General features: G+C 63.6%; 18 protein-coding genes. 2 read left to right on the top strand and 16 right to left on the bottom strand.

The genetic code is table 11. The features are described 5' to 3' along the window. Positions 1 to 61: 61 nt before the first annotated feature. The 8 genes from ACFOSU_RS14285 to ACFOSU_RS14250 all read right to left on the bottom strand — a co-directional run bounded on the left by ACFOSU_RS14285 (position 62) and on the right by ACFOSU_RS14250 (position 10357). A complete protein-coding gene (locus ACFOSU_RS14285) occupies positions 62 to 1177 on the bottom strand; it encodes a glycosyltransferase family 4 protein (protein ID WP_380690604.1) in 1116 nt (371 codons plus the stop codon). After that, positions 1174 to 3036 (bottom strand): hypothetical protein, encoded by a 1863-nt coding sequence (locus tag ACFOSU_RS14280; RefSeq protein WP_380690603.1) that lies wholly within the window; start codon positions 3034 to 3036, stop codon positions 1174 to 1176. Before ACFOSU_RS14280 ends, ACFOSU_RS14285 begins: the two co-directional genes overlap by 4 nt. A gap of 5 nt (positions 3037 to 3041) precedes the next feature. Continuing rightward, positions 3042 to 4481 (bottom strand): BNR-4 repeat-containing protein, encoded by a 1440-nt coding sequence (locus ACFOSU_RS14275; protein ID WP_380690602.1) that lies wholly within the window; start codon positions 4479 to 4481, stop codon positions 3042 to 3044. After that, positions 4478 to 5809 carry an O-antigen ligase family protein gene (locus ACFOSU_RS14270; protein WP_380690601.1) on the bottom strand — a complete coding sequence of 444 codons (1332 nt, stop codon included), beginning with the start codon at positions 5807 to 5809 and terminating at the stop codon, positions 4478 to 4480. Before ACFOSU_RS14270 ends, ACFOSU_RS14275 begins: the two co-directional genes overlap by 4 nt. A 9-nt stretch (positions 5810 to 5818) precedes the next feature. Then, the gene (locus ACFOSU_RS14265) at positions 5819 to 6535 is read right to left on the bottom strand and encodes a CpsD/CapB family tyrosine-protein kinase (protein ID WP_380690600.1); all 717 of its coding nucleotides are present in this window, start codon (positions 6533 to 6535) and stop codon (positions 5819 to 5821) included. Next, the gene (locus tag ACFOSU_RS14260) at positions 6532 to 7956 is read right to left on the bottom strand and encodes a Wzz/FepE/Etk N-terminal domain-containing protein (protein ID WP_380690599.1); all 1425 of its coding nucleotides are present in this window, start codon (positions 7954 to 7956) and stop codon (positions 6532 to 6534) included. Before ACFOSU_RS14260 ends, ACFOSU_RS14265 begins: the two co-directional genes overlap by 4 nt. Next, complete coding sequence (locus ACFOSU_RS14255) at positions 7953 to 8810, bottom strand: SLBB domain-containing protein (RefSeq protein ID WP_380690598.1); 858 nt, start codon at positions 8808 to 8810, stop codon at positions 7953 to 7955. Before ACFOSU_RS14255 ends, ACFOSU_RS14260 begins: the two co-directional genes overlap by 4 nt. A gap of 380 nt (positions 8811 to 9190) precedes the next feature. Continuing rightward, a complete protein-coding gene (locus ACFOSU_RS14250) occupies positions 9191 to 10357 on the bottom strand; it encodes an HD-GYP domain-containing protein (protein ID WP_380690597.1) in 1167 nt (388 codons plus the stop codon). Positions 10358 to 10838: 481 nt separating this feature from the next. On the opposite strand from ACFOSU_RS14250, the gene ACFOSU_RS14245 reads away from it, so the two are divergent. Next, the gene (locus ACFOSU_RS14245; protein WP_380690596.1) at positions 10839 to 12539 is read left to right on the top strand and encodes an L-lactate permease; all 1701 of its coding nucleotides are present in this window, start codon (positions 10839 to 10841) and stop codon (positions 12537 to 12539) included. Positions 12540 to 12723: 184 nt separating this feature from the next. Beyond that, entirely contained in the window at positions 12724 to 13128 is a 405-nt protein-coding gene (locus ACFOSU_RS14240; RefSeq protein WP_380690595.1) for a GlcG/HbpS family heme-binding protein, read from the top strand. A 339-nt stretch (positions 13129 to 13467) separates the two neighbouring features. Here the strand turns inward: ACFOSU_RS14240 and ACFOSU_RS14235 are convergent, their stop codons facing one another. The 8 genes from ACFOSU_RS14235 to ACFOSU_RS14200 all read right to left on the bottom strand — a co-directional run bounded on the left by ACFOSU_RS14235 (position 13468) and on the right by ACFOSU_RS14200 (position 21643). Further along, positions 13468 to 14655, bottom strand: a complete 1188-nt coding sequence (locus ACFOSU_RS14235; RefSeq protein WP_380690594.1) for a sulfotransferase — start codon at positions 14653 to 14655, stop codon at positions 13468 to 13470. After that, positions 14652 to 15368 (bottom strand): hypothetical protein, encoded by a 717-nt coding sequence (locus ACFOSU_RS14230; RefSeq protein WP_380690593.1) that lies wholly within the window; start codon positions 15366 to 15368, stop codon positions 14652 to 14654. The genes ACFOSU_RS14235 and ACFOSU_RS14230 overlap by 4 nt, the downstream gene beginning before the upstream one ends. Before the next feature lie 56 nt (positions 15369 to 15424). After that, positions 15425 to 15748: a hypothetical protein gene (locus ACFOSU_RS14225; protein WP_380690592.1), complete on the bottom strand. Its 324-nt coding sequence runs from the start codon at positions 15746 to 15748 to the stop codon at positions 15425 to 15427. Between the two features lie 13 nt (positions 15749 to 15761). Then, positions 15762 to 17093: an arylsulfotransferase family protein gene (locus ACFOSU_RS14220; protein WP_380690591.1), complete on the bottom strand. Its 1332-nt coding sequence runs from the start codon at positions 17091 to 17093 to the stop codon at positions 15762 to 15764. A 266-nt stretch (positions 17094 to 17359) separates the two neighbouring features. Next, complete coding sequence (locus ACFOSU_RS14215; protein ID WP_380690590.1) at positions 17360 to 17842, bottom strand: hypothetical protein; 483 nt, start codon at positions 17840 to 17842, stop codon at positions 17360 to 17362. A 314-nt stretch (positions 17843 to 18156) separates the two neighbouring features. After that, positions 18157 to 18834: a 7-cyano-7-deazaguanine/7-aminomethyl-7-deazaguanine transporter gene (locus ACFOSU_RS14210; protein ID WP_380690589.1), complete on the bottom strand. Its 678-nt coding sequence runs from the start codon at positions 18832 to 18834 to the stop codon at positions 18157 to 18159. Between the two features lie 126 nt (positions 18835 to 18960). Next, positions 18961 to 20241: an ABC1 kinase family protein gene (locus ACFOSU_RS14205; protein WP_380690588.1), complete on the bottom strand. Its 1281-nt coding sequence runs from the start codon at positions 20239 to 20241 to the stop codon at positions 18961 to 18963. After that, the gene (locus ACFOSU_RS14200; protein ID WP_380690587.1) at positions 20228 to 21643 is read right to left on the bottom strand and encodes an SDR family NAD(P)-dependent oxidoreductase; all 1416 of its coding nucleotides are present in this window, start codon (positions 21641 to 21643) and stop codon (positions 20228 to 20230) included. The genes ACFOSU_RS14205 and ACFOSU_RS14200 overlap by 14 nt, the downstream gene beginning before the upstream one ends. Positions 21644 to 21764: the final 121 nt, after the last annotated feature.

The raw sequence follows: 21764 nt of genomic DNA, 5'->3' as shown, positions 1-21764 counted from the left end.
CGGCAGCATTTAATACAGCACTGATGGTCAAATCTCCAGAAAACACTTTGATCTTATTGACTCAGCACGCACGCAGCGCGCGATACATGGCCATGGTTCGGGCGGCCAGCTGATCCCAGCCATAGGTGGTGCGCACCGCGTCATGGGCCGATTTGCGCACGGATTCGAGTCTTTCTGGATGTGCGCGTACCGACGCGATCTCCCGGGCAAGCCGATGGCTGTCGTCGGGTGGCAGCAGAAAGCCGGTTACATCGTGATCGATCACTTCGGCGAGCCCGCCCACCTGCGTGGCCATCACCGGGCGGTCGTAGGACATCGCCAGCATCAGCACGCCGCTCTGATCGATGCGGCGATAGGGCAGCACCACGAGATCGCAAGCGCTGAAATAACGCGCCGTGCTCGCGTCGTCGATACGGCGCAGATCCAGGATCACGTTGTCGGCCGCACTCAGGCCGTCGCAACTGCCGAACAGATCCTCGCCGGCGACGATCAGTGCCACGTTGGGATCGTCGAGCTGAGCGAAAGCGTCGAGCAGCAGGTCGAGGCCCTTGTAGGGCCGGATACGGCCGAAGAAGAACAGCACGAACGCCGACGGCGACAGCCCCAGTTCGGCGCGTGCCCGCGCTCTGGGCGGCGCGGGTACGGTCATGCGCAGCAGATTGCCGTGCGCGATGATATTCATCTTGTTCCTGGGTACGTTGTTCTGCTCGACCAGCGCATCTGCGGTATGGCGGGTGTGCACGATGATCGCGTTGGCCAGGGCGTAGATCAGTCCGTAGAGCCGGCGGTGGTGCGCGCGTCGTTCATGCGGCAGGCTGTTGTGGGCGGTCCAGACCACCGGAATACGCAGCAGGCGGGCGAATGCCAGCAGAGGCCAGTCGAGTTCGGCATGGCGCAGCGCCTGCACATGGAATACCCCGGGCCGCCAGCGCAGCAGCATCCAGGCGATCCGACCCAGGGCGGCCAGATGCGACAGCAGACGGGTCAGCTTGTTGCTTTTGCGTTTGTAGTCGGCGTACAGCCTGTCCACGCGTGCATCGCACTGCGCCGCATAGGGGAAATCGGCACACACCACCAGCCGGACCGAGTCAGCATCACCGGCGTGTTGCAGCGCACTGGCCAACTCGGTGCTGTACTCGTAGTGCATGGGCGCATGCACGAGGATGCGCCTGCTCATGTCCGCTCGAAGCTGAAAGACAGCCACAGTTCGAGCCTGCCGCGGCCGCTCAGCTCTATCGCGAGCGCCTGCGAGGTCAGCGGCGGCGCATAGTGCGTGACCGGCGCGTCCAGCATGACGCTGCAGGCACCGGCCCGCGGGCGCACGCCGATCCGCAGCGTGGTGTCTTGTCTTTGTAACAGCAATGTATGCGAATCCGGCCAGGAAAGGGATGTATCGGGCGTGATGATCAGTGGTTCGCGGATGAGGACGGTCTGTTCACCGCGACCGCCGTGCACACGAATGTTCTTGTCCAGCCCTTCGTGGTGCAGTCTGTATTCGAGTTCATAGCGCGCGCCGGTTCGCCAGGTCTGGCGGGCGCGAAGACGACCGGCGGCGTGAATGCGGCCCTCCCGCGATCGCGTCAGACGTACTCGGCGCTCATGCGCCGAACTGAGCCGGCGATCGGACGACAGGATCTGTGCACCGAGCGCGACCTCGTTGGCGCGCGCGGGCATGTGCGAGGGCTCGACGCGCTGGTAGACGACGTGTCCGGCGGCCTGGACGATGCCGAAGTCGTCGTGATGAAGCCGGGTCAGGGTGCCACCCGTCGCGGGTGTGATGAAGCGATAGGGCAGATGCGAGGAATCGCCGGCCTGGCCGCTGACGCCGAGCATGAGCGGCCCCCGTCGCAGGATCTGTGTATTCAGACTGGCGAGTGTCCAGTCACCGTGCGGTGTTTCGCAGGGCAGCGGCGTGTCGGCCGCGCCGTGGGGCCCCGGTTCGACCATCAGCGCCAGTGCCAGACTGGCGGCGCGCGCGAACGTGGGATAGAGACAGGGCGCCTCGGTGCGGGCCTCGAACGGGCCGCGGGTCAGCAGGTCGCCGCGCAGAGAGCGGGTCAGCAATTGAGCGTTACGCATTCCGGCCCGATTGAAGCAGGCATCGACCGATGCGAGCGCTGCGGTCATCATCTGCAGGCCATGGGCGGTCTGGCTGCCGTAGTAGGCAGCCTTGTAGCCCCGCGCGCCCATGCCGTTGTCGATCGAGCCGTCCGGGTAGAGCAGGCACAGATGAGTGGTCGCCGACCGGGCAACACGCTCGAGCAAGGAGTGGTCGGCTACGCGCCTTGCGTACAGGCCCAGCACGCCCAGCGACATGTCCAGGTTGTAGCCGGGATCGATGGTGTCGTTGCGCCGGAACAGTTTCGCCCAGCGTGGCGCGGGCTCGTTAACCTCGCCGGTCAGCAGACCCTCGGTGTTGAAGCGTTTGAGCACCTGGGCGAGAAACGTTTCTTCCAGCGCATGAAAATCACGGCCGAGTGCGTGGCCGCAGAGATTCAGGGCCAAGGGCAGCGAGGCAAGATAATTGCTGTTCCAGAACTGGGCCTGGCGACGACATCCCGGGATGCGCAGTCGGCGGCCGATAGCCCGACTGGCCTGGCCGATATGCGAGCTCGTGCGCACGCTTTGCGTCCAGGCCGCGCCGCGCTCGATCGCGGCGAGCCAGCGCCTGTTCTCTTCGGGGGGCAATTCGTCGACGAGCAGCTCATGGGCGGCGGCCAGGGCCAGCAGAATGAAAATGCCGATGCCGGCCCAGGGATCGTGCTCGGATTCGACCCATGCCCCGTTGCGCTGTTGTCTGTTTATTGCCCAGGCCGCCAGCCGGCGGGCGTGTCCGGCCCAGGCGGCGTCGCCGGTCAGGCGGTGGGCCATCGCGAACGCGATCACGGCTTCGGCGCTGCGCATATGATCCTGGCCGCAGGCCGGGCAGCGCAGCGCGGTTTCGGTTTCGGTGACCTCGTACGCCTGCGCGGCAAGGCCCGTGCACAGGCGTAGCAGCAGGTCGGCATAAGCCGTGTTCGCGTCGGCGGCTGTCACTGGCGTCAGCCGGTTTCCGACAGACGCACGATGGCGATACGGTCGTCACGACACTGCCCCTGATCGATGACGTTGCCGTGGATGAAGAAGGTGGCGTCGCTGTCACCCGCCACGATGCGCGGGCTGCACAGATTGCCGCCGTTGGCTTTCGTACCCTCGAACACGGTGCGCCAGTCCGAGCGCGGCTCGCCGTCGGCATCGACGTCGCGCTGGAATACGATCAGGCCGGTGGCGAAAGCCCATTCGCGGCCCTGGTCATCGTAGCGGATCTGCCAGGCGTCGTAGGGGATGGGCTCGGGTTGCTGCCACACACCCTTGTCGTTCAGACGCACGGCATAACGGCGGCCGTCGACCGCCTGTACCGATACCACCGAATTGCCGCCGTCGGTCACGGCCATGCGCGCGGGATTGTAGAAACCCTTGGGTCCGAGCGGCGGCAGTGTCTTCGGGGCGATCCAGTCCGCGCTGTGCAGGCGTATCGGCAGCGTATAGGCGCTGCCATCCGAGCGATAGAAGATATCGCTGCCGGCCGGCGCGTAGGCATAGCTCGGGTGTCTGTTATCGGGGCCGGAATTGCCGATTCGCCACAGCCAGGAGGCGTGCATGCCGTTGTTCCGATCGAATGCCAGCCGGATCTGATAAGTCCACCAGCCGGGTTCCATGGCAAACGGACGCGTGGTCAGCGACCGCTTGCCGGGTGGCAGATCGACGTCGGCGGCGCCGAGTGAGACGTCGCCGCCGATCTGGATCCAGCGCCGAGTGTTGACGTCATAGCGCGCGATCGATCCCGCGAACACTCGTTCCGCCCAGGTCCGTTTGGGCCGTACCGCATAGCGATAGGTGACGTAGAGCTCGCCGTTGCGATCGGTGAAGAAAGCGGGGTAGGTGACCTGGATACCCGGAATCGCGGCAGTGCCCGGGCCCGGGAATTCGACGTCACGATGCTGTGCCTTGTAGCGCGCCGTGACACTCGAGCGCTGGCCACGGAAAATGAATTTGTCGATGGAGTCGGGCCGCGCCGATACCGAGTAGCGCCAGGGCAGGTAGTGCATGGCGTACACCACGTGCACATAGCCGCGCTTGTCGAGCCCGATCGATGCCTGCGTGTGGTAGGGATCGTTCGGTGTCTGCGGATCGATCAGATGCGATGTCCAGCGCCAGCGCCCGTCCGCGTCGCGCTGGCCGCGACGCACCACCGTATTCAGGCCCAGGCCATAAGTCGGGATTTTGTTTGTCCCCGGCTCCACGTTCACGGTATAGACCGCGCCGTTGCGATAGGCCAGCGGCGTAGCGAAAACACTGGCGTTGGCTTCACTCACCGGCATCGGTGGGAGCACGGTCTGCAGTTGTATCGCTGCTGCCGCCGGGCCCGCCGTCGAGACGGCCAGCAGAGCGAGCACGCCCGCCGCGGGTCGCAAGCGAGCCGGAAAAATCTTTCGCGTCATCGGGCAAATCCTTGCATGCCCGGTGTATCGGCCGCCGCTGTTGTCTTGTGAGCGATACGTCGTCGGAGCGCAATATTGGCATGGGCACGACTCAGGTCGAGCGACGTCATGATCGACATGAAGAACAGGAAATTGATCGGTCGAAACAGGCTGGATTCGGAGATGTTGCTGAGCATGAAATAGCCGATGAACATCGCGTGAAAAACCGCGTTGGCCCGGTCGTGACGCAGCAATGCAGCGGTCTGCCAGAGATGGAAGGCCAGCAGTGCGCCGACCAGCAACAGGCCGATGATGCCGGTCTCGTTGAGCACGTCGATATAGCCGTCGTGTGCCTGCCAGAGAATGCCGTAGAGATTCTGTGTCACCCAGGGCGCAGGGCCGTCCGCGCCGAGCCAGAATGCGCCGTAGCCGGTGCCCAGCCAGGGATGGTTGCTCACCTCCTGCATCATCAGCTGCCATATCTGCAGTCGCCCGGTCAGGGTCACGTCGCGGCCCACCGCGCCGGCGACGGGGCGTACCAGATCCTGCCAGGTCGGCACGCCGAGAATCATCAGATAGCCAAAGGCCAGCGACGCGAACAGCGCGACGAAAGCCAGCAGGCCGACACTCCAGACATTGGGGATGGACAGTGGCGGCCTCAGCAGTATCCACAGCACCGGCATCATCGCCACGGCGCCGACCAGACTGGTCGCCGAGCGTGCCATGAGCAGCATGCCCAGGCAGAACAGCGCGCCGCACAGGGCGCGACCGAAGGGGACTTCGCGAATCGCATAGGCATGTAGCCAGAGCAGCACACCGAAACCGGCGAGCAGGCCGAGATGATTCTTGCTTCGGGTCACGCCCACCCAGGCATTCAGGCTCGCCTCCCGGCCGTAGTCGGGCAGCAGCAGGGCGGTGAGCAGCGAGGCCACCAGCAGTGCGGTGACGCCCGCCCGAACGAGGCGTCGCATGCGACCGGGTTGCCAGGACGCAGCCTGAAACGCGAGGGCGATCGCGCTGAATCCGCCCAGGATCACGACCTTGCGCAGGGTCACGCTCGGAAACCCGGACCAGAGCACGCTCAGGCCGATCCAGACCAGGAACAGGATCAGGAACGGATTGATATGACGGGCCAGGCCCATACACACATCACGGCGAATCCAGATGACATAGGCGGCGGTGCCGAACAACGGCAACCATTGCAGACGCCGGATGAGCGATCCCTGCTGTGCGGTGACTTCGGCTCCCACGCGGGTCCAGCTCAGTCCGTCGGGCAGCACGGCGAAGATCAGGGCAATCCAGAACAGGACCGTCAGGGTCCAGTAGAAGCCCGTATCACGGTGCCGCATCGCCGGTATTCAGCGGCGATTGAAAATAGTGCCGAGCACGTCGGCGCCGACGGCCCGCATCCTGGCCGTCAGGCTGTTCGCCGCGGACAGGCGGGTGGCATTGCGGCGCACTACCATGACGGTGGCGCCGGCATGGGCGGCGATGGCCTGGGCGTCCGCGTAGGCGATGCCCGGCGGGGTATCGATCACGACCTGATCGACGCGTTCGCGAAGTCGCTCCAGCAATACGCCGAAATTTTCCCGCGTGAGTGCCATGGGATCGGCGATGGCCTGCTCGCCGGCGGGTATCAGACTCAGGCCAGGCACGTCATCGACACTGCGCATGGCCTGCCAGTCGGCGCGCCCGTGAATCAGGGCAGCCAGGCCCGGGCCCGGCTCACACAGGAACAGATTGTGCTGCTGTGGTGAGTGGAAATCGGCATCGATCAGCACGGTGCGGCGGCCGGCCTGGGCGAAGATGGCGGCCAGATTAGCGGCGGCAAAGCTGCGACCGTCGCCCCGATCAGGGCTGGTCACCGCGAACATGCGTGCCTTCTGTGCGCGCGGACCGACCATCAGACGCGTCGCCACTGCCCGCAGATGCTGGGTCGTCGCGCTCGCCGGATCGCGCACGGCCACGACCGTGGACTCGACCCGACCCACGCGAACCACGCTATGGCCGGAATCGGCTTCCAGCGGTTCGTCTGGCGCGGCCCGTGCCGCCGACTCGGCGGTGATCCGACTCATGACGGCAGTCCAGGCAGGTCGCCGAGTATGGGCAGATCCATTTCGCGGGTGATGTCCTCCGGCCCGCGCACCCGGCGGTCGGTGAATTCCAGCAGCAACGCCAAGGCACAGCCGACGATCGCGCCGAGCACGAGCGCCAGGAGCAGTTTGATCTTCTTGCCCAGCCCGGACGGTGCGCGCGGCGGGCTGGCCCAACTGATCACCGAGATGTTCTGCCGATGCATTTCGCTGCCCCCCAGGACCTGGTCATATTCATTGAGAGCGGCGTCGTAGACCTGCTTTGCGCTGGCCAGCTCGCGCTGGTATTTCGCGACTTCGGCCCGTTTTCGCTGCTGATCGATGACATCGGCGCGTTCCTGGTCAAAAGTCTTTCTCAGGGCTGTCTGCTGATCCGCCGTGGTCTGGGCCTGGCCGCGATTGGCTTGCAGATAGGCGTTGATTTCTTCGCTAAGGCGCGCTCTGACGGTGCCGATTTCAGCATTCAGCGAGCGCATCTTTGGATGCCGGCTGCCCAGCACCTTGCCCACATCGGCGCGCTCCGACTGCAGGCGCAACAGCCGGCCCTTGAGTTCCTGCACATAGCTGCTGCCGAGGATCTCTGCCTGCGCGGTAACCGGCTGGCCGGCTTTCTGCAGGGCGCGGATCTGTTCGACCTTGGCCCGCGCGGCCTGGTGATCCGACTCGGCCTGGTTCAGCTTCAGGCCGAGGTCCTCCAGACGCTGGGTGTCGATATTGCCGGCGTTGTTGCCGTTGATGACCTGCAGGCGTTGCTGGATATCGGTGAGCCGATCCTGGGCTGCGTCGACTTTGCCGCGCAGGCCATCGAGGAATTCGGCATAACGCGACTGCCGGTTCTTGGCGGGGTCAGACGCGATCTGGGCGCTGGCCCCCATATATTGCTCGACGATCGAGTTGGCGATCTTCGCGCTCTTCTGCGGGTCCTTGTCTTCGTATTGCACGACGAGCAGCCGGCTCGACTGATCGGCCGCGACTGTCAGCTTCTTGGCGATACGCTGGGCGAGCCACTCCTCGAATGACGCGCCGGCGGGCGCGCTGTCCTCGAACTTCTGGCGAGCCGCCGTATCGTCGGCCAGTTTCAGCTCGTCGACGACAGCCAGGCGGACCTTGTAGCTGCTCAGCAGATCGACCTGCGTCGCCTGATAACTGTCGGCGAGGTTGGACGGATACTGCTGACCGGTGACCGGATCGTCGCCGGGAAATTCGATCAGCAGCGATACCTTGGCCGCATAGCTGTCGGACAGCAGCAGGATGGACAGCACGGCCAGTAACAGGAATGTTGCCACCACGGCGGCGATCAGTCGCCAGCGCGCGCGCAGAATGCGCTGCAACTGGCCGAGCGTGAGCGGAGCACGCATGCCGGGTATGAGTGGCCGGTCCAGCATGCTGTCGTCGCTGTTCAAAAGAAACGTTCCTTCACGAAGATTACGTCGTCCGGCTGGATCGTGTCGGTGAGCGCGGGGTTGAGTGAGCGGCTGCTGCCATTAGCTTTCCGCTGGATCACGATGCGCGAATTGGACCCGCGATCGGTAAGGCCGCCGCCGGTCGAGATCGCCTGCATGACCGTCATACCCGGCCGAATCGCATAGGCGTCGGGTCGGCGCACCTCGCCGTAGATATAGAACAGGGGCGCCTGCGGTACGAAGACCGTATCCCCGCCCGCCAGATCAAAACCGTTGGCCGCTTCGGTGCCGGCGACCAGCTGATCCAGCTGCAAGCGGTAGCGGCGGCTGCCGCTGGCGGTGCGCCGGATCACGACGATACGCTCGGCACCCTGGGGCGTGATGCCCTCGGCTTCGGCCAGCGCGTCGAGCACACTGGTCCGGGTCTGCAGCGGATAGCGCCCCGGCTGGCGGACTTCACCGAGCACCGATATCTGCTGGCTGCGATATTGCGGGATGGTGATGCTCACCTGAGGATCGTTGAAATAGCCGGCCTCGCGATAGGCGGCCTCGATCTTCGTCTGCGCCTCATTCGGTGTCAGACCGCCGACCGAAAACTGCTGCAGCAGCGGCAACGAAACGTCGCCATTCGCTGAAATATAGCCGGTCGTCGTCATGTCGGGTTGTCCGAACATGCGAAATTCGATCACGTCTCCCTCGCCCAGGACGATGCCCGAAAAAACGTCGGTATCGCGGGGCGCGGTTGTCGTGGGCGCGGCGGAACGCGCTGTGGCCCGATTGCCGGGCGGCGCCTGACTCAGCCGCAACAGGCGCAGATCGTCGCGCGCGCCGGCCATGCCTTGGGCGGCAGGCACGGGCGCGGCCTCCGGCATTGCGGTGTTGTCACCAAGCGATGCGCATCCGGCGATCAACGTCATCGCGAAGATGCAAAAGATAGATGCCACTTTATGCATGGTCGTGCCGGTTTTTATTCCTGTGCAACCTGTCACAAGAATTTCTGGTGAAATGCAGCGTTCAATGCCACTCACCGCCCCCTGTTCCGATTATGGAACAAGAACGCGATCGGGTCACGCGTTGCTGCGCAAGCCGCTGCAAACGCAGCGGATATGTCCTTGTTCTCGCCGCTGAAAAAACGCGGGACTGGCGTGCGATAGAGGCAGTCGTGCGTTGTCGGAATATCGATTCGGGTGCGTTGCTGTCGCCACACCCAGCGATGGGACGTGCTGGTCCATACTCATTCCCATCCTTCGGCGTAGTCATCGACACTGACGCCATAGGCGCCACCCGCCAGCAGTTTGATGATCTTGAACTTTGGGAAACGATTGAGATCGCGCACGCGTTGCGGAAAATAACGCCGCTTGCGGTGATCGAGCACGATGAGAACGGTCGGGCGCTCCTGGCGCTCGGCGGTCGGGACAACGAAACCGACTTCGCCGGTGTTGAGTTCGACCAGGCTGCCGATTGGATAGGCGCCCAGCGACTCGATGAACCGTCCGAGTAGTTCCGGGTTAAGATGCCCCGTCGCATCACGCATTATCTTCATGGCATCGGCGGGGGAGCGGCCGTCCTGATAGACCCGATCGCTGGTGATCGCGTCATATACATCTGCAATGGCTACGAGTTGGCTGTAATAGGAGATCTGATCACCGACCAGCTTGCGCGGATAGCCGCCGCCATCCATGCGTTCGTGATGCGCAATCACGATCTCCAGGCTTTCGGGACTGAGATTCGACCCGTTTTTCAGAATTTCGTATCCATATTCAGGGTGCCGGCGCATCTCGGCCAGTTCCTGATCGGTGAGTTTGCCCGGTTTGTTGAGGATGCTGATCGGAACCTTGATCTTGCCGACATCGTGAAGCAGGGCGCCCACGCCCATCTCATGCACGCTCTGCTCGCTTTCGCCCACATAGGTGGCCAGCGCAATCGCGAGCGTGCACACATTCATGCTGTGCTCCGCGGTGTATTGGTCCCGGTTCTTGAGATTGGTGAACCAGACGAGCGCATCCGGGTGACGGGCCACGCTGGCCATCATCTGCGCGACGACCTCGCGCGCGCCATCGGTATCGACTTTTTTGCCGGCACGAATATTGTCGTGCACCTCGTCGACGACCACCTTGGTCTCGCCGTGGATGATGCGTGCCTGGCGTAGTTCATCCTTGAAGCTGCGCGGCTCGCGGTCGCTGGCGAGCGCTTTGGACTCCGAGACCGGATGTTGGCCGCCGGCATCCGATTCCTCGGGCCCGATATCCCCGCCCGCGGTCACGAACACGTACTTTGCGGTGCGCCTGAGTCGCTCGATATCGTCCTCGGTCTCGACCTGAACGCCTTCGAGCAGATAGTCGGTTTCCAGCCACGGTTTGTCGAGCGCCTCGACGAACATGCCCGTTCGCAGTTCACTCACCGGAATTTTTCGCGTGTACCGCCGCATCGCCTTTATCGAATCCTCGATCCGAGTTGTGTCAGGGGGTGATGCTGCCACGGTTTTGTATACAGGCGAAGTGCGATCGCCGCGCTTGTGCGCTCTGCGAACTCATCGTTCAAGCGCGGGCTGATGCTCTGGTCTGGCTGGGACACGTGCGGGCCGCTCATCTATTAGTCGTACCCGGTATCGGCCGTCCGGCCGCAACGCTTGAGCCGCGCCGTCGCCGATGCACGGCATGATCGATGTGTTCGCCTTTTACCGTATGGGTGCTGCGTCGCGGTGCGGGACCAGCGAAGCTGCGGTGGCGATGCACGTGCCGTACACCTGCGCATTGTCGCTGCGCGGTTTTCGTGATTAGCTTCCGGCTTCCGGGGTCGTGGGGATCCGGGACAGATGCCGCTGCGCGCCGTTCGTCCGGTAGCCGTTGTATCGCGGCTCGTATATTTTCAGGGAGAGATTGATGGTTTCAATCATGATGTCGATATTGGCATTCGTGCCGCTTGTGCTGGCGGGCGTCATGCTCATCGGCTTTCGCATGCAGGCGCGCACGGCCATGCCCGTCGTGTTTGTGGTGACCGCGCTGATCGCGTTGCTGGCATGGGATATGACGTTCACGCGGGTACTGGCTTCCACGTTGCAGGGACTGCTGCTGACGATCGCCATTCTGTGGATCATCTTCGGCGCAATTTTGCTGCTGAACACGCTCAAGCATTCGGGCGGCATCGCGGCCATCCGCAACGGCTTTTCGGGCATCAGCCCGGATCGACGTATCCAGGCGATCATCGTGGCCTGGCTGTTCGGCTGTTTCATCGAGGGTGCGTCCGGTTTCGGTACCCCGGCCGCGGTGGCCGCGCCGCTGATGGTCGCGCTTGGTTTCCCGGCGCTGGCCGCAGTCGTGGTCGGCATGATGATCCAGTCCACGCCGGTGTCCTTCGGCGCGGTGGGTACGCCCATCATCGTCGGCGTCACCGGCGGTCTGCATCAGTCGGAGATCGCCGGGCAACTGACCGCCAATGGCTCGAGCTGGGAAGTCTTCTTCCGCCTGATCACCTCGGAAGTGGCGATCACGCATGCCATCTGCGGCGTATTGATGCCGTTGATCATGGTCACGGTGATGGCGCGTTTCTTCGGTGCGCGCAAGTCCTGGGGCGACGGGCTGGCGGTTGCGCCGTTCGCGTTGTTCGCGGGTTTGGCGTTCGTGGTGCCCTACGCGCTGGCCGGCGTGTTCCTCGGCCCGGAATTCCCCTCCATGATCGGTGCGCTGGTGGGGCTTGCCATCGTCGTCCCGGCCGCGCGCAAGGGCTTTTTGATTCCCGCGGAATCGTGGGACTTCCCGGAAGAGAGCCAGTGGCCGAGTGAATGGATCGGCAGCATGGAGCTCAAGTTCGAGCAGATCGCCGGCCGCACGCCGCTCACCACGTTCATGGGCTGGGTGCCCTATGTACTGCTGGCAGTGTTTCTGGTGATCTCGCGCACCGTGCCGCCGATTACCGACGCACTCAAATCGGTGGCGTTCAGCTGGAGCAATATTCTCGGTCAGGAAGGTGTATCGGGCTCGATTCAGCCGTTGTACCTGCCGGGTGGCATCATCTGCATGGTCGTGCTGGTGACGTTCTTCCTGCATCGCATGAAGCCGCGGGCGCTGGGCGCGGCGTTCTCCGAGTCCACCAAAACCATATTCGGTGCCGGCTTCGTGCTGATCTTCACCATTCCGATGGTGCGTATCCTGATCAACTCGGGCGTCAACGGTTCCGATCTCGTATCGATGCCGGTGGCGATGGCGCAGCTCGTGGCGGATGGCGTGGGTAACATCTATCCGCTGTTCGCGCCGGCGGTGGGCGCGCTGGGTGCCTTTATTGCCGGCTCGAACACGGTATCGAATCTGATGCTGTCCGACTTCCAGTTCAACGTGGCTGCCACGCTTGGGCTGTCTACCGCGATGATGGTGGCCCTGCAGGCCGTCGGCGCGGCGGCGGGCAACATGATCGCCATTCACAACGTGGTGGCGGCGTCGGCAACCGTGGGTCTGCTGGGGCGCGAAGGCACAACGTTGCGCAAGACGATTCTGCCGACGCTCTACTACTGCCTGCTCAGTGGTGTGATCGGTCTGATCGCGTTCTACGGCATCGGCGTTGTCGACGGGCTGATGACCGGCGGCTGACCGCTTGCCGCGCGACACCAGCGGGTCGTATTAAAAGGGCTGCCGATCGGCGGCCCTTTTTTTTGCACTCAAGCCGTCGCGCCTGCTGCGTTCGGCTCGCGGGCCCGCGCCAGACGTCAACGCGCCTTAGGCTTTATAGTGGCCACACGTCACTTTCATTTTCGTATTCAGGACTTGCCATCACATGCAAAAGAAATCCGTGCTCACACTGACCGAAGCCAACCAGATTCTCGACGCGGCCCAGAAAGAGGCCGAGACGCAGGGCTGGAACGTGACGATCGCGGTCGTCGATGACGGTGGCCACCTGCTCGCGCTGCGCCGTCTCGATGGCTGTGCGCCCATGGGCAGCTACGTCGCCACGGAAAAAGCGCGCAGCGCGGCCCTGGGCGGCAAGGAAACCCAGGCGTTCGAGGAGATGATCAACGGCGGCCGTACTGCTTTTCTGTCGGTGCCGGAGCTCAAGGGCACCATGACCGGCGGCGTGCCCGTGATGGTCGACGGCCAGCTGGCCGGTGCCGTCGGTGTATCCGGCGTCAAGCCGGATCAGGATGCGCAGACGGCCAAGGCCGGTATCGCTGCGGTTGCCTGAACGACGCGCTCGCTGCGCGCCATAGCGTGCGCAGTCGCGTAAAAAAGCGGCCGCTCTGCGGCCGCTTTCTGTTTTTCGGAAACGCCGCTCGCGAATAACCAGAACCATGAATGCCACATGGCGTGCGTTCAGGGCATGGTTGACGGCCGGTAGCGGATCCTCACGTCCCGTGCTCGCGCCGGGCGTGTTCGTTATCGGCACAGACCGGCGTTGAATCCGGGTTGCCCGAACGCGACCGATAGGATCAGGCGCGCAAGAAGATTCTGGTTGTCTGCCCGCGTGTGCAGGCACTTATGCCGTGCCCTGGCGATAGGCGGTATTGCGCAGCCGGCGACTGTTTCAGACGTTGTCGTTCGCGTAGCCGTAACGGGCCGCGACCGGTCCGGTTATTTCCCGGATCTGTTCAAGTTCGGCGTCGCTGAATGCGGGTTTGTAGTAGCCCGGCTCGTGCAGACGATCTGCCGCGGTGGCCAGATCGTCGTCACTGATCGACAAGCCGCAATGGCTATAGACCTGTCGAAGAATCTCGAGCGAGTCGCGGCACATGTCCTCGAAGCGCACCACCAGGCAGGCATCGTTCAAGCGGGCGTCGCTTTCCAGGCGGTCCTTGAGGTCTGCATAGACCAGTGCCCAGTAGCGGGCCCAGCCTTCGACTTCCTGGCCATCGGCCCAGAGTTTTTCGATATGTTCCACGGCGGCGTTGTCGCCGGGATTGATCGCGCGTCGATCCAGTCCGAACTCGAAATGACCCACCCGCCGCATGTGTTCGAGCGCACGCGGATGGGCCTTTTCGCCGGCTTCGAACAGCCGCTGCTGTTTCATCAGCGACGCGATATGCCAGACCGGGTCGCGGATCGGCAGCAGAAAACTCGCATCCTTGAACAGCGTCTGCAGATAGCTCAGACGCATCAGGTTGTAGTTGCCCTTGGCGAGATAGCGTCTGGCCCCGCGTACCGCCAGTACCTTGCGCATATGTTCGGCGTAGAAGCGGGCAAAGTCGGGTCGGTCGGTATCGCGATCCAGCAGGCTGCTGTGGCCGGGATCGTGAATATCCGGAAAAAAGGCCATCCACAGCACTTCCTCGAACGCTTCCGGGCTGCGCGAGGTGACCGCGATGCCGTCGCCGTGGGCACGTTCGGTGGCGGTCTCGTCGGGTTGCGGCACCCGCGCCAGCCAGCGATCCCACAGCCAGGGCGTGAAGATCGGCGGGAAATCACGGTATTGATGCGTGCCCACCTCCGGATGCGCCGCCAGCAGCTCGAGCAGAATCGTAGTGCCGGAACGCGCCAGGCCGGCCACGTAGATCGGTGCATCGATGGCGATGTCGGCGATGGCATCGCCGGCCATGCGGGTATCGAAGTTGCCGAGCTTGATGGCGGCACGCGGATGGCGTTGCTGCCAGCCGCCGACCCGATGCATCCAGGTCGGCACGGCGAAGCTGGCGATCGCGGCATCGCTGGGCGCCGAGCGCGCGGTCCTCGGGTTCTCGTTTTCGCTCTGTTCTTCGTTCTGGTCTTCGTCGGTCATTCGATACGCAGCCATTTGTACAGAATCAGCGAGATCACGAACATGATGGGAATGAAGATCGCCAGCCATGAGCGCATCCAGCCGGGCCCGAAGGGCAGGTAATGCGGCTCCGGCAGTTCGATGCGCACCTGTTGCAACGGCGCGTTGTCCGGCAGATAGCCGATCGGGTTGGCGGCCAGCCAGTGCCACCAGGGTTTCTTGGTGACGATGCCCACGGGGGCACGCATGACGATATCGGCAATGTTGTTGCCGTCGCGGCCGACGCGCAGATGCGTGGGCTGTTGAGCATCGTCCCAGCTGGTATCGAAACCGGTCGGCTGAGTGGTGATCGTCGGCGCCTGGCCGGGTTCGGGCAGATTCGCGCCGTACCAGGTTTCTGCCCACACCAGCAGACAGAGCAGGGGCAGGATCGCGATGATCGTGCCGGGCACGACCAGGCCGAGCTGGCGGAAGGCGCTCACGAACTGGTCGCGAATCAAGGGGCCCGCGTCGGCGAAGTCACCGTCGAATTCGTTGAGACGCCGGCGCGCGGCCTTGGCGTCCTTCTTGGCCCGCCCGATCCGTGCCTGCGGCGACAGGACCTTATACAGGAGCATGGTGCCCACGGCACCGACGACGGCCCATACGACCAGGCGCAGGGTCGCCGGCAGGACGCTCGCCATCACGTTGTCGATGAACGTGAACAACGGCGCCGGCAGATCAAAAAGCCCCATCAGCGATTTCCTTCAGAAGAAGCCGGCCCGCAGGGGCCGGCTATATGGGATCGCGATCAGGAACGCGGCGCGCTCTTGTCGGCGGGGTCGGACGACGACGCTGTATCGCCGGGCGTGCTATTGGCCGCGTTGGTCTGTTCGGCCTCTTTTGCGGCGTCACGTTTGCGTCGGCGCATGCGCCGCAACGGCCAGGTGATCACGAACAGCAGCGCTGCCCCGATCGCAGCGATTACGCCCCAGAGCGCGCCCAGCAGGCTCAGGCCGGCGCCTGGCCCGACGTAGGCCTGCGCCGCGGCCAGCGGTGCCAGCGCGAGGGCCATGATCAGGCCCGTGCGAAGCAGGGGATGTGAGACTTTGACGGAGGAATGACGTTGATCCATTGATGACCTCTTCCTATTTGGAATCGAGTTGGGCCCGGAAATCCGGGTCCAGTTCCGCGGGCTTGATGCGCTGTCCTGATGAAACCACCGGTATGTACTGATCCTTGTCGCCGCCGCGCACCGGGTTGATGAATTCCCAGACGATCGTGCCATCGGGTGCGACCTCGAACAGGCGGCCGCCGTCCGACTCGGTGATCAGACGATCGCCGTTGGGCAGCGTTGCAGCCGCGCCGCGCAGGCGGCTGGAGAACGGGTGCTGCTCGTCGCCCTGATAGCGCCAGACGATCTGGTCGTCGGACGGGTCGACTTCCAGCACACGCGTCATGTTGTGGTCCTGGAAATGGCCGTAGTTGTCGAAGATCGTGAAATGCCCGTTCGGGAGCGCACGCGCCGAGTGCTGGCCGAGCCAGGAGCCTTTCAAGGCCCAGGTGATCTGACCACTATTGATATCGACGAGCACCGCGGTGCCGGGATGACGGAACGACAGCAGCGCCTGATTAGGCCGACCGCCGGCTGGCGCGAAGGCACTGGCGAGTTGCGGGTCGATGAATTGCACGCTGTTGGTGTGCAAGGGGTCTTCCGTCGCAAAGCCGGGGATCGCGGTCAGCCACGGCTGGTAGCGCGAATTATAGAAGGCGTCAAACAACGGGATCTTGCGCTCTTCCTCGCCGGTCTTGCCGTTGAGCACGACCAGATAATCCTCCAGGAACGGTTTCGCCAGATTGGGGAATTCCGAGAACGTCTTGTCGGAGAAGGCGTGCGTGAGTGCCAGTACGCGGCCATCGGGCGCGATATCGAGGTCGTGATGGGTCGCGCCGTGGTACTTCCAGATCACGTTGGAGTCGGCATCGAGCTTGACCATGCCGTAGCCCCAGGGGGTATCGCCGGCGGCGATATAGATCGCCAGCAGGTCGCCGTTCGGATACATGACGGCTTTGCGCCAGTACATCAGATCATCCGGGCGTGCGCCGCGACCGTCCGGAGTCTTGTCCCAGAGCTTGCTGTAGGGCAGGGACCAGCGATGGACCTCGTTGCCCTGCATATCGATCAGTGATGCGTAGGCACTGCCACCGCCGGTATACAGCGTATAGCCGTTATAGGCGCGGTCCGTGTCGTTGATGGTGACGCCACGGTCGTTCGTGCGCGCGTCTCGCCACTGGTCGGTCTGGGTATAGCGATCCGTGACCGAGTCCTGTGCGATCAGCGCGGTGCCGGCCTTGTAGGCATCGCTCAGATATTCGTACGGGAAAACCTTGGCAAGCACGACGAATGTGCCGCCGATAAAAGCAAGAAACAGGCACGCCACAAAAAAAGCGGCGAAACTGAAACGATCAGTCTTTTCCATTCTTCGACCCTTTGGGGCCCCCGCCCACCGTATTCGATATTCGAACACGACGTCCTCGGCTCTGCTGTGACAAAAGCATACGGGAAAAAGTTTCGGTTGTGTGATGCAAGCAATTCCCTAGCGGCCGATTGCGTGGTTTCGATCTGCCCGGATCGCGCCGTCACTGCGTGTCGTGGCGCGGTTTCGGGGTTGTTATTCATTCGCAACGCCAGTAAAAGGCCGCCCGCGGTGTCTGCGCGTCAATTCAGGCGGTAACAGGCGATGTCTTACTTCGGGTCGAGGCGCACGAATACCGCCGAGGCGTCGCTCCGGCGATCGCCGCTGTCTGTCCCAGTATCGGTTGTCCATGCCAGCGCGAGCCAGCGGCCGGGAGTCAGCACGACCTGTGTCTGCAGCGCGCGTTCGCCGTCTGCCAGCGAATAGGTCAATTCGATGGCGAGCTGGATGGCAGGCGCCTGGCTGGACGCATCGATTCGATAGACGAGCGTGGCGTCGTGGGTTGCCACGCGTCCGTGGTCGCGCGGCGCTACTGCGATGTCCAGGCGCTTGGCTGTGTTCAGAAAGCGGGCGTCGGGTACAGCGCCGGATCCGACGGCCGATTGTGCTGGGGCGCGACCATAGCGGATCTCGAGCGTATAGCCGTCTGGCAACGGTCGCCGCGGATCTACCGGTTGCGAATCAGCGGCGAGAGCACTTGGTGTGCTCGTGAGTAGTACCAGCCAAATCAATGCGTAGCGAAGGCGCTTCATCAATCGACTCCTGTCCCTGAATCGGCGTGCACCAGCAGCCACGCGTGCTCAGCCCGTGCCTGGAACGCGGCCCTGATGTGCCGAAACGGGCTGTGAAACGCCAGGTACAAGGCATGCTTCACGCAAAGACACCAAGGCGTAAATGACAGGCAACGGGCTGTGGACGGCGCGTGGTTTTTCCTGCTCCTCGCGTCCTTGCGCCTTTGCGTGAACCGGTTTTCGGCTCGAGCGTGCTTACAGACTAGGATCGACAGTATCAGGACACGATAAAGCCGTCCTCCCCAATGTCTTTCATGCCGGATTGACGATACGTCCTAGCGTAAAAAAGCGGCGACGCGCGCCTCCCGGTCGGCAGCCAGAGCCTGCAGATAACGCGATATCCAGCCCAGCAAGGCGCCGTAGAGAGGTAGGAAGATCAAGAGGCTGATCAGCATCTTGAAGGCATAGTCCACGCAGGCGATCTCGAACCAGTGGGTTGCCATGAACGCGTTGCTGCTGCCGGCGAAGGCAATCGAGAAAAACAGCAGCGTGTCGGCCATGTTGCCGAACACCGTGGACACGGTCGGTGCGATCCACCAGCGGCGCAACCGCCGTAGGCGGCTGAAGACATGCACGTCCAGCAGCTGACCGACCAGATAGGCACTGAAGCTCGCCAGTGCGATGCGGGCAACGATCAGGTTGAATACCAGCAGGGCGTGCAGGCCCGCAAACTGTCCGTCGACGAACAAGACAGACAGCAGATAGGAGGCGACCAGCGCCGGAAACATGACCCGGAACACGATCCGGCGCGCCAGCCGCGCACCGTACAACCGCACGGTCAGATCGGTGGCCAGAAAAATGAACGGGAACGTGAACGCGCCCCAGGTGGTGTGGAAACCGAACAGCCCGAACGGAATCTGGACCAGATAGTTGCTGGCCGCGATGATCACGACATGGAACATCGCGAGTAACGGCAGCAAACGCCGGTTCGCTGTACACAGGTGGGGGTTCATGACATACCTTTTTGATTATCGATCGGGGTGAGGGAACCCGACAAAAATGGCCATGGCGGCACGCTAACCGCTCAGTTTATTGCAAATGCATACCCCGCGTCGCCTGCCCGCGCTAGCCGAGCGTCGTCAATGCGGCGCCGGCGGATCGTAGTGGCCCGCGGCAATGGCTTCCAGCTCCGCATGCAGTTCAGCCTCGGCGTGGATGCTGCGCAATATCCAGTACAGGCCGCTGAGCGTGCGCATGAGGAACACGAGTTCGGGCGCGGCATTGAAATAGCGCCAGTACTTGAGCGAGGCGCGGATCTCGCCGCGTATCGACTCGATCAGTCCATCGTCGGCGAACACGTAAGTGGGGCTGGTACGCAGGGGCCCGATGCTGGCCCGTGCGTGGCGGGCATAGATATCGGCATAGAGTTCGGCATTGTCTTTCCAGCTGCCCGGTGACACCACGCCCAGGCGTTCGAGGGCCGCGTGAACATCCGCCCAGCGCTCGGCCAGCGCCGCGCCGATCACATCACGCAGCGCGGTGCGCGTCTCCAGATCCAGATATTTCACACAGCCGAAGTCGTACAGAGCGACCCGCTGGTCTTCAGTAACGCCGAAGTTGCCGGGATGCGGGTCGGCATGCAGCGCGCCGTGGGTGAACACCTGCTCGATGACCGACCGCAGAATAGTACGCCCCAGCGAGGACGGCGCGCCGTCGATAGGCGTGGATTCGACCAGGGTCGTGACCAGCACGCAGTCGGTGCACAGATCGTCCACGGGCTCGGGTAGCACGTGATCGGACAGCAGCATGCCCCGCATGAAATGCAGGTTGATCAGCTCGTTGCGATAGTCGGTTTCCTCGATGAAGCGTTCACGCAGTTCCTCGAGCACGGTGTCGATATCGCGGCCGCGTACCGGCAGGAAACGCGACAGCTTGAGCAGCCTGCCGAGATTGGCGATATCGGCATCCACGGCGTCGGCGACGCCGGGGTAGCGGATCTTGACCACGACATCGCGACCATCGTCCAGGCGGGCCGCGTGGACCTGGCCGATCGAGGCTGCGGCCATGGCGTCGCGCTCGATTTCGACCACCCGGGCGCGCTGAGCGGCGCTCCAGCTGGCATCGAGTACCGGCTCGAGCCGCGAGAAGTCCCAGGGTTCGGCGTCGCGCTGCAATCGTGCCAGCTGATCGGCGAGTTGTTCGGGCAGAAAATCGCGGTACTGGGAGGCGATCTGGCCGAGTTTCATGGCCGCACCCTTGAGGCCGCCGAGCGTGTCGAACAGGTCCTGGCCGGTCTTCTGCCAGCCCTTCGCGCGATCGTAGCCCGGCACGGTATGCAGCACGCTGCGCCCGAGGCTGCGAACGCCCACGCCAAAGATACGACGGCGGCGTTGGCGCTGTTCGTCCTTACCCGACGCCATGAACCGCGACTCCTGTCTCGTTGCGCAGCCAGGCATAGAGCGCTTGCGCGGCGCTGGGTTTGACCGCCGTATTGGGCAGGACCGCGGTCGGATGCGGTCGGCGGTCGAGAAAGAATTCGCCGTTGCAGCGTGCCGCGGTAGTGGACGCGCCGAGCCAGACCGCGGTGTCCGCGCCCATACGCGGATCCCGCAGCAGATGTTTCATCACTTTTTCGAAGCCCGGCATGGCGTCGCTGACCCCGGCCGTGGCGACCCAGCCGGGGTGCATGGCGTTGAAGCGCACTCCGGTCTCGTCGTAGCGCCGTGCCCAGTGGCGGGTGAGCGCCACGAGTCCGCGTTTGGCGCGCGCATAGGCCTTGGTGCCGCTGTAGGTCTCCTGCTCGAAGTTCATGTCGTCGAGGTGTAGCGCCTGGAGATACATGCCGCCGCTGGACATATTGATCACCCGCCCGCGCGCGGCGCTCAGCGGCGCCATCAGGCTTTCGGTGAGCACGAACGGCGCCACCAGGTGGATTGCGACGCTGCGTTCGAAACCATCGTCTGTGAGTGCGTGGGCGTCGAACAGCGCGCCCGCGTTATTGACCAGCACCGCGATGCGCGGGTGCGCGGCAGCGATACGCCGCGCGACCGTCTCGGTCTGACCCACGTCGAGCAGATCGGCGACGTGGCCCTCGATTGATGTGCTTGCGCTGCCGGCGAAGTCGCGAATGCGTTGCATCGCCTGGTCGAGCCGATCGCCGTCGCGTCCGATCAGGACCAGATGGGCGCCCAGACGCGCGTATTCACAAGCGATGGCCAGGCCGATGCCGCGCGTTGCGCCGCTGATGACGACCACTTGGTCGTCGATGTATTCACTGTGCGATTTGTCGTCCATCGCCATATAGCCGCGTTCGGTAAAGCCCGGCGTCGCCGCGATCAGGCTGTGATCTGCGGCGTAGCTGAACCAGCCCTGGGCCGGGGCCACGCTTTTTATCTCGAGCGCGTCCTTGAGGCCGGCGACTGCCCGTCTGCCCATTCGCCGCAACAACGGCGCGACCAGCGGACGCGTGGCGCGCAGTGTGGCGCCCAGCTCGAAATCGGCGCGGTAGTCGATGATGGTGACGCCGTGGTCGTCTGCGGCAAAAGTGATGATCTCGTGCGTGGTCACGCCGGCGCCTTCGCCGCGCAGTTCGATGCGGCGCCCGGGCGTGAGGTGCGTGATGGTGTAGGCCAGGGTCACGCGCCGGCCGAACATGTGTACCGTCACCGCAAAAGCGCTGCCGATGATCGGCGCGCCCGGGGTGGTCTTGAGCGCGCGGTAGACGCCCGGATCCCACTGCTCGCAGGTGGAGAAATCGGCGATATAGCGGTAGCAATCGGCGGCGCTGCGGGCCACGCGGACGGTTTCGTGTAGACGAATCATGTAACGGAGCTTTACGACCTGGTTCGATCAATGGATCAGTTTGTGCAGTGCAATGTCAGACTGCAAGCGTCACTGTGTTGTCATCCCTCGTTCACACGTTTGCCGCAGGCACGCGGCATGC

It is taken from the genome of Salinisphaera aquimarina (genome assembly GCF_042643355.1).
GTDB classification, from domain to species: domain Bacteria; phylum Pseudomonadota; class Gammaproteobacteria; order Nevskiales; family Salinisphaeraceae; genus Salinisphaera; species Salinisphaera aquimarina.
Note: the sequence above shows the minus strand (reverse complement) of the source record. Positions and strands in the feature narration are given on the sequence as shown.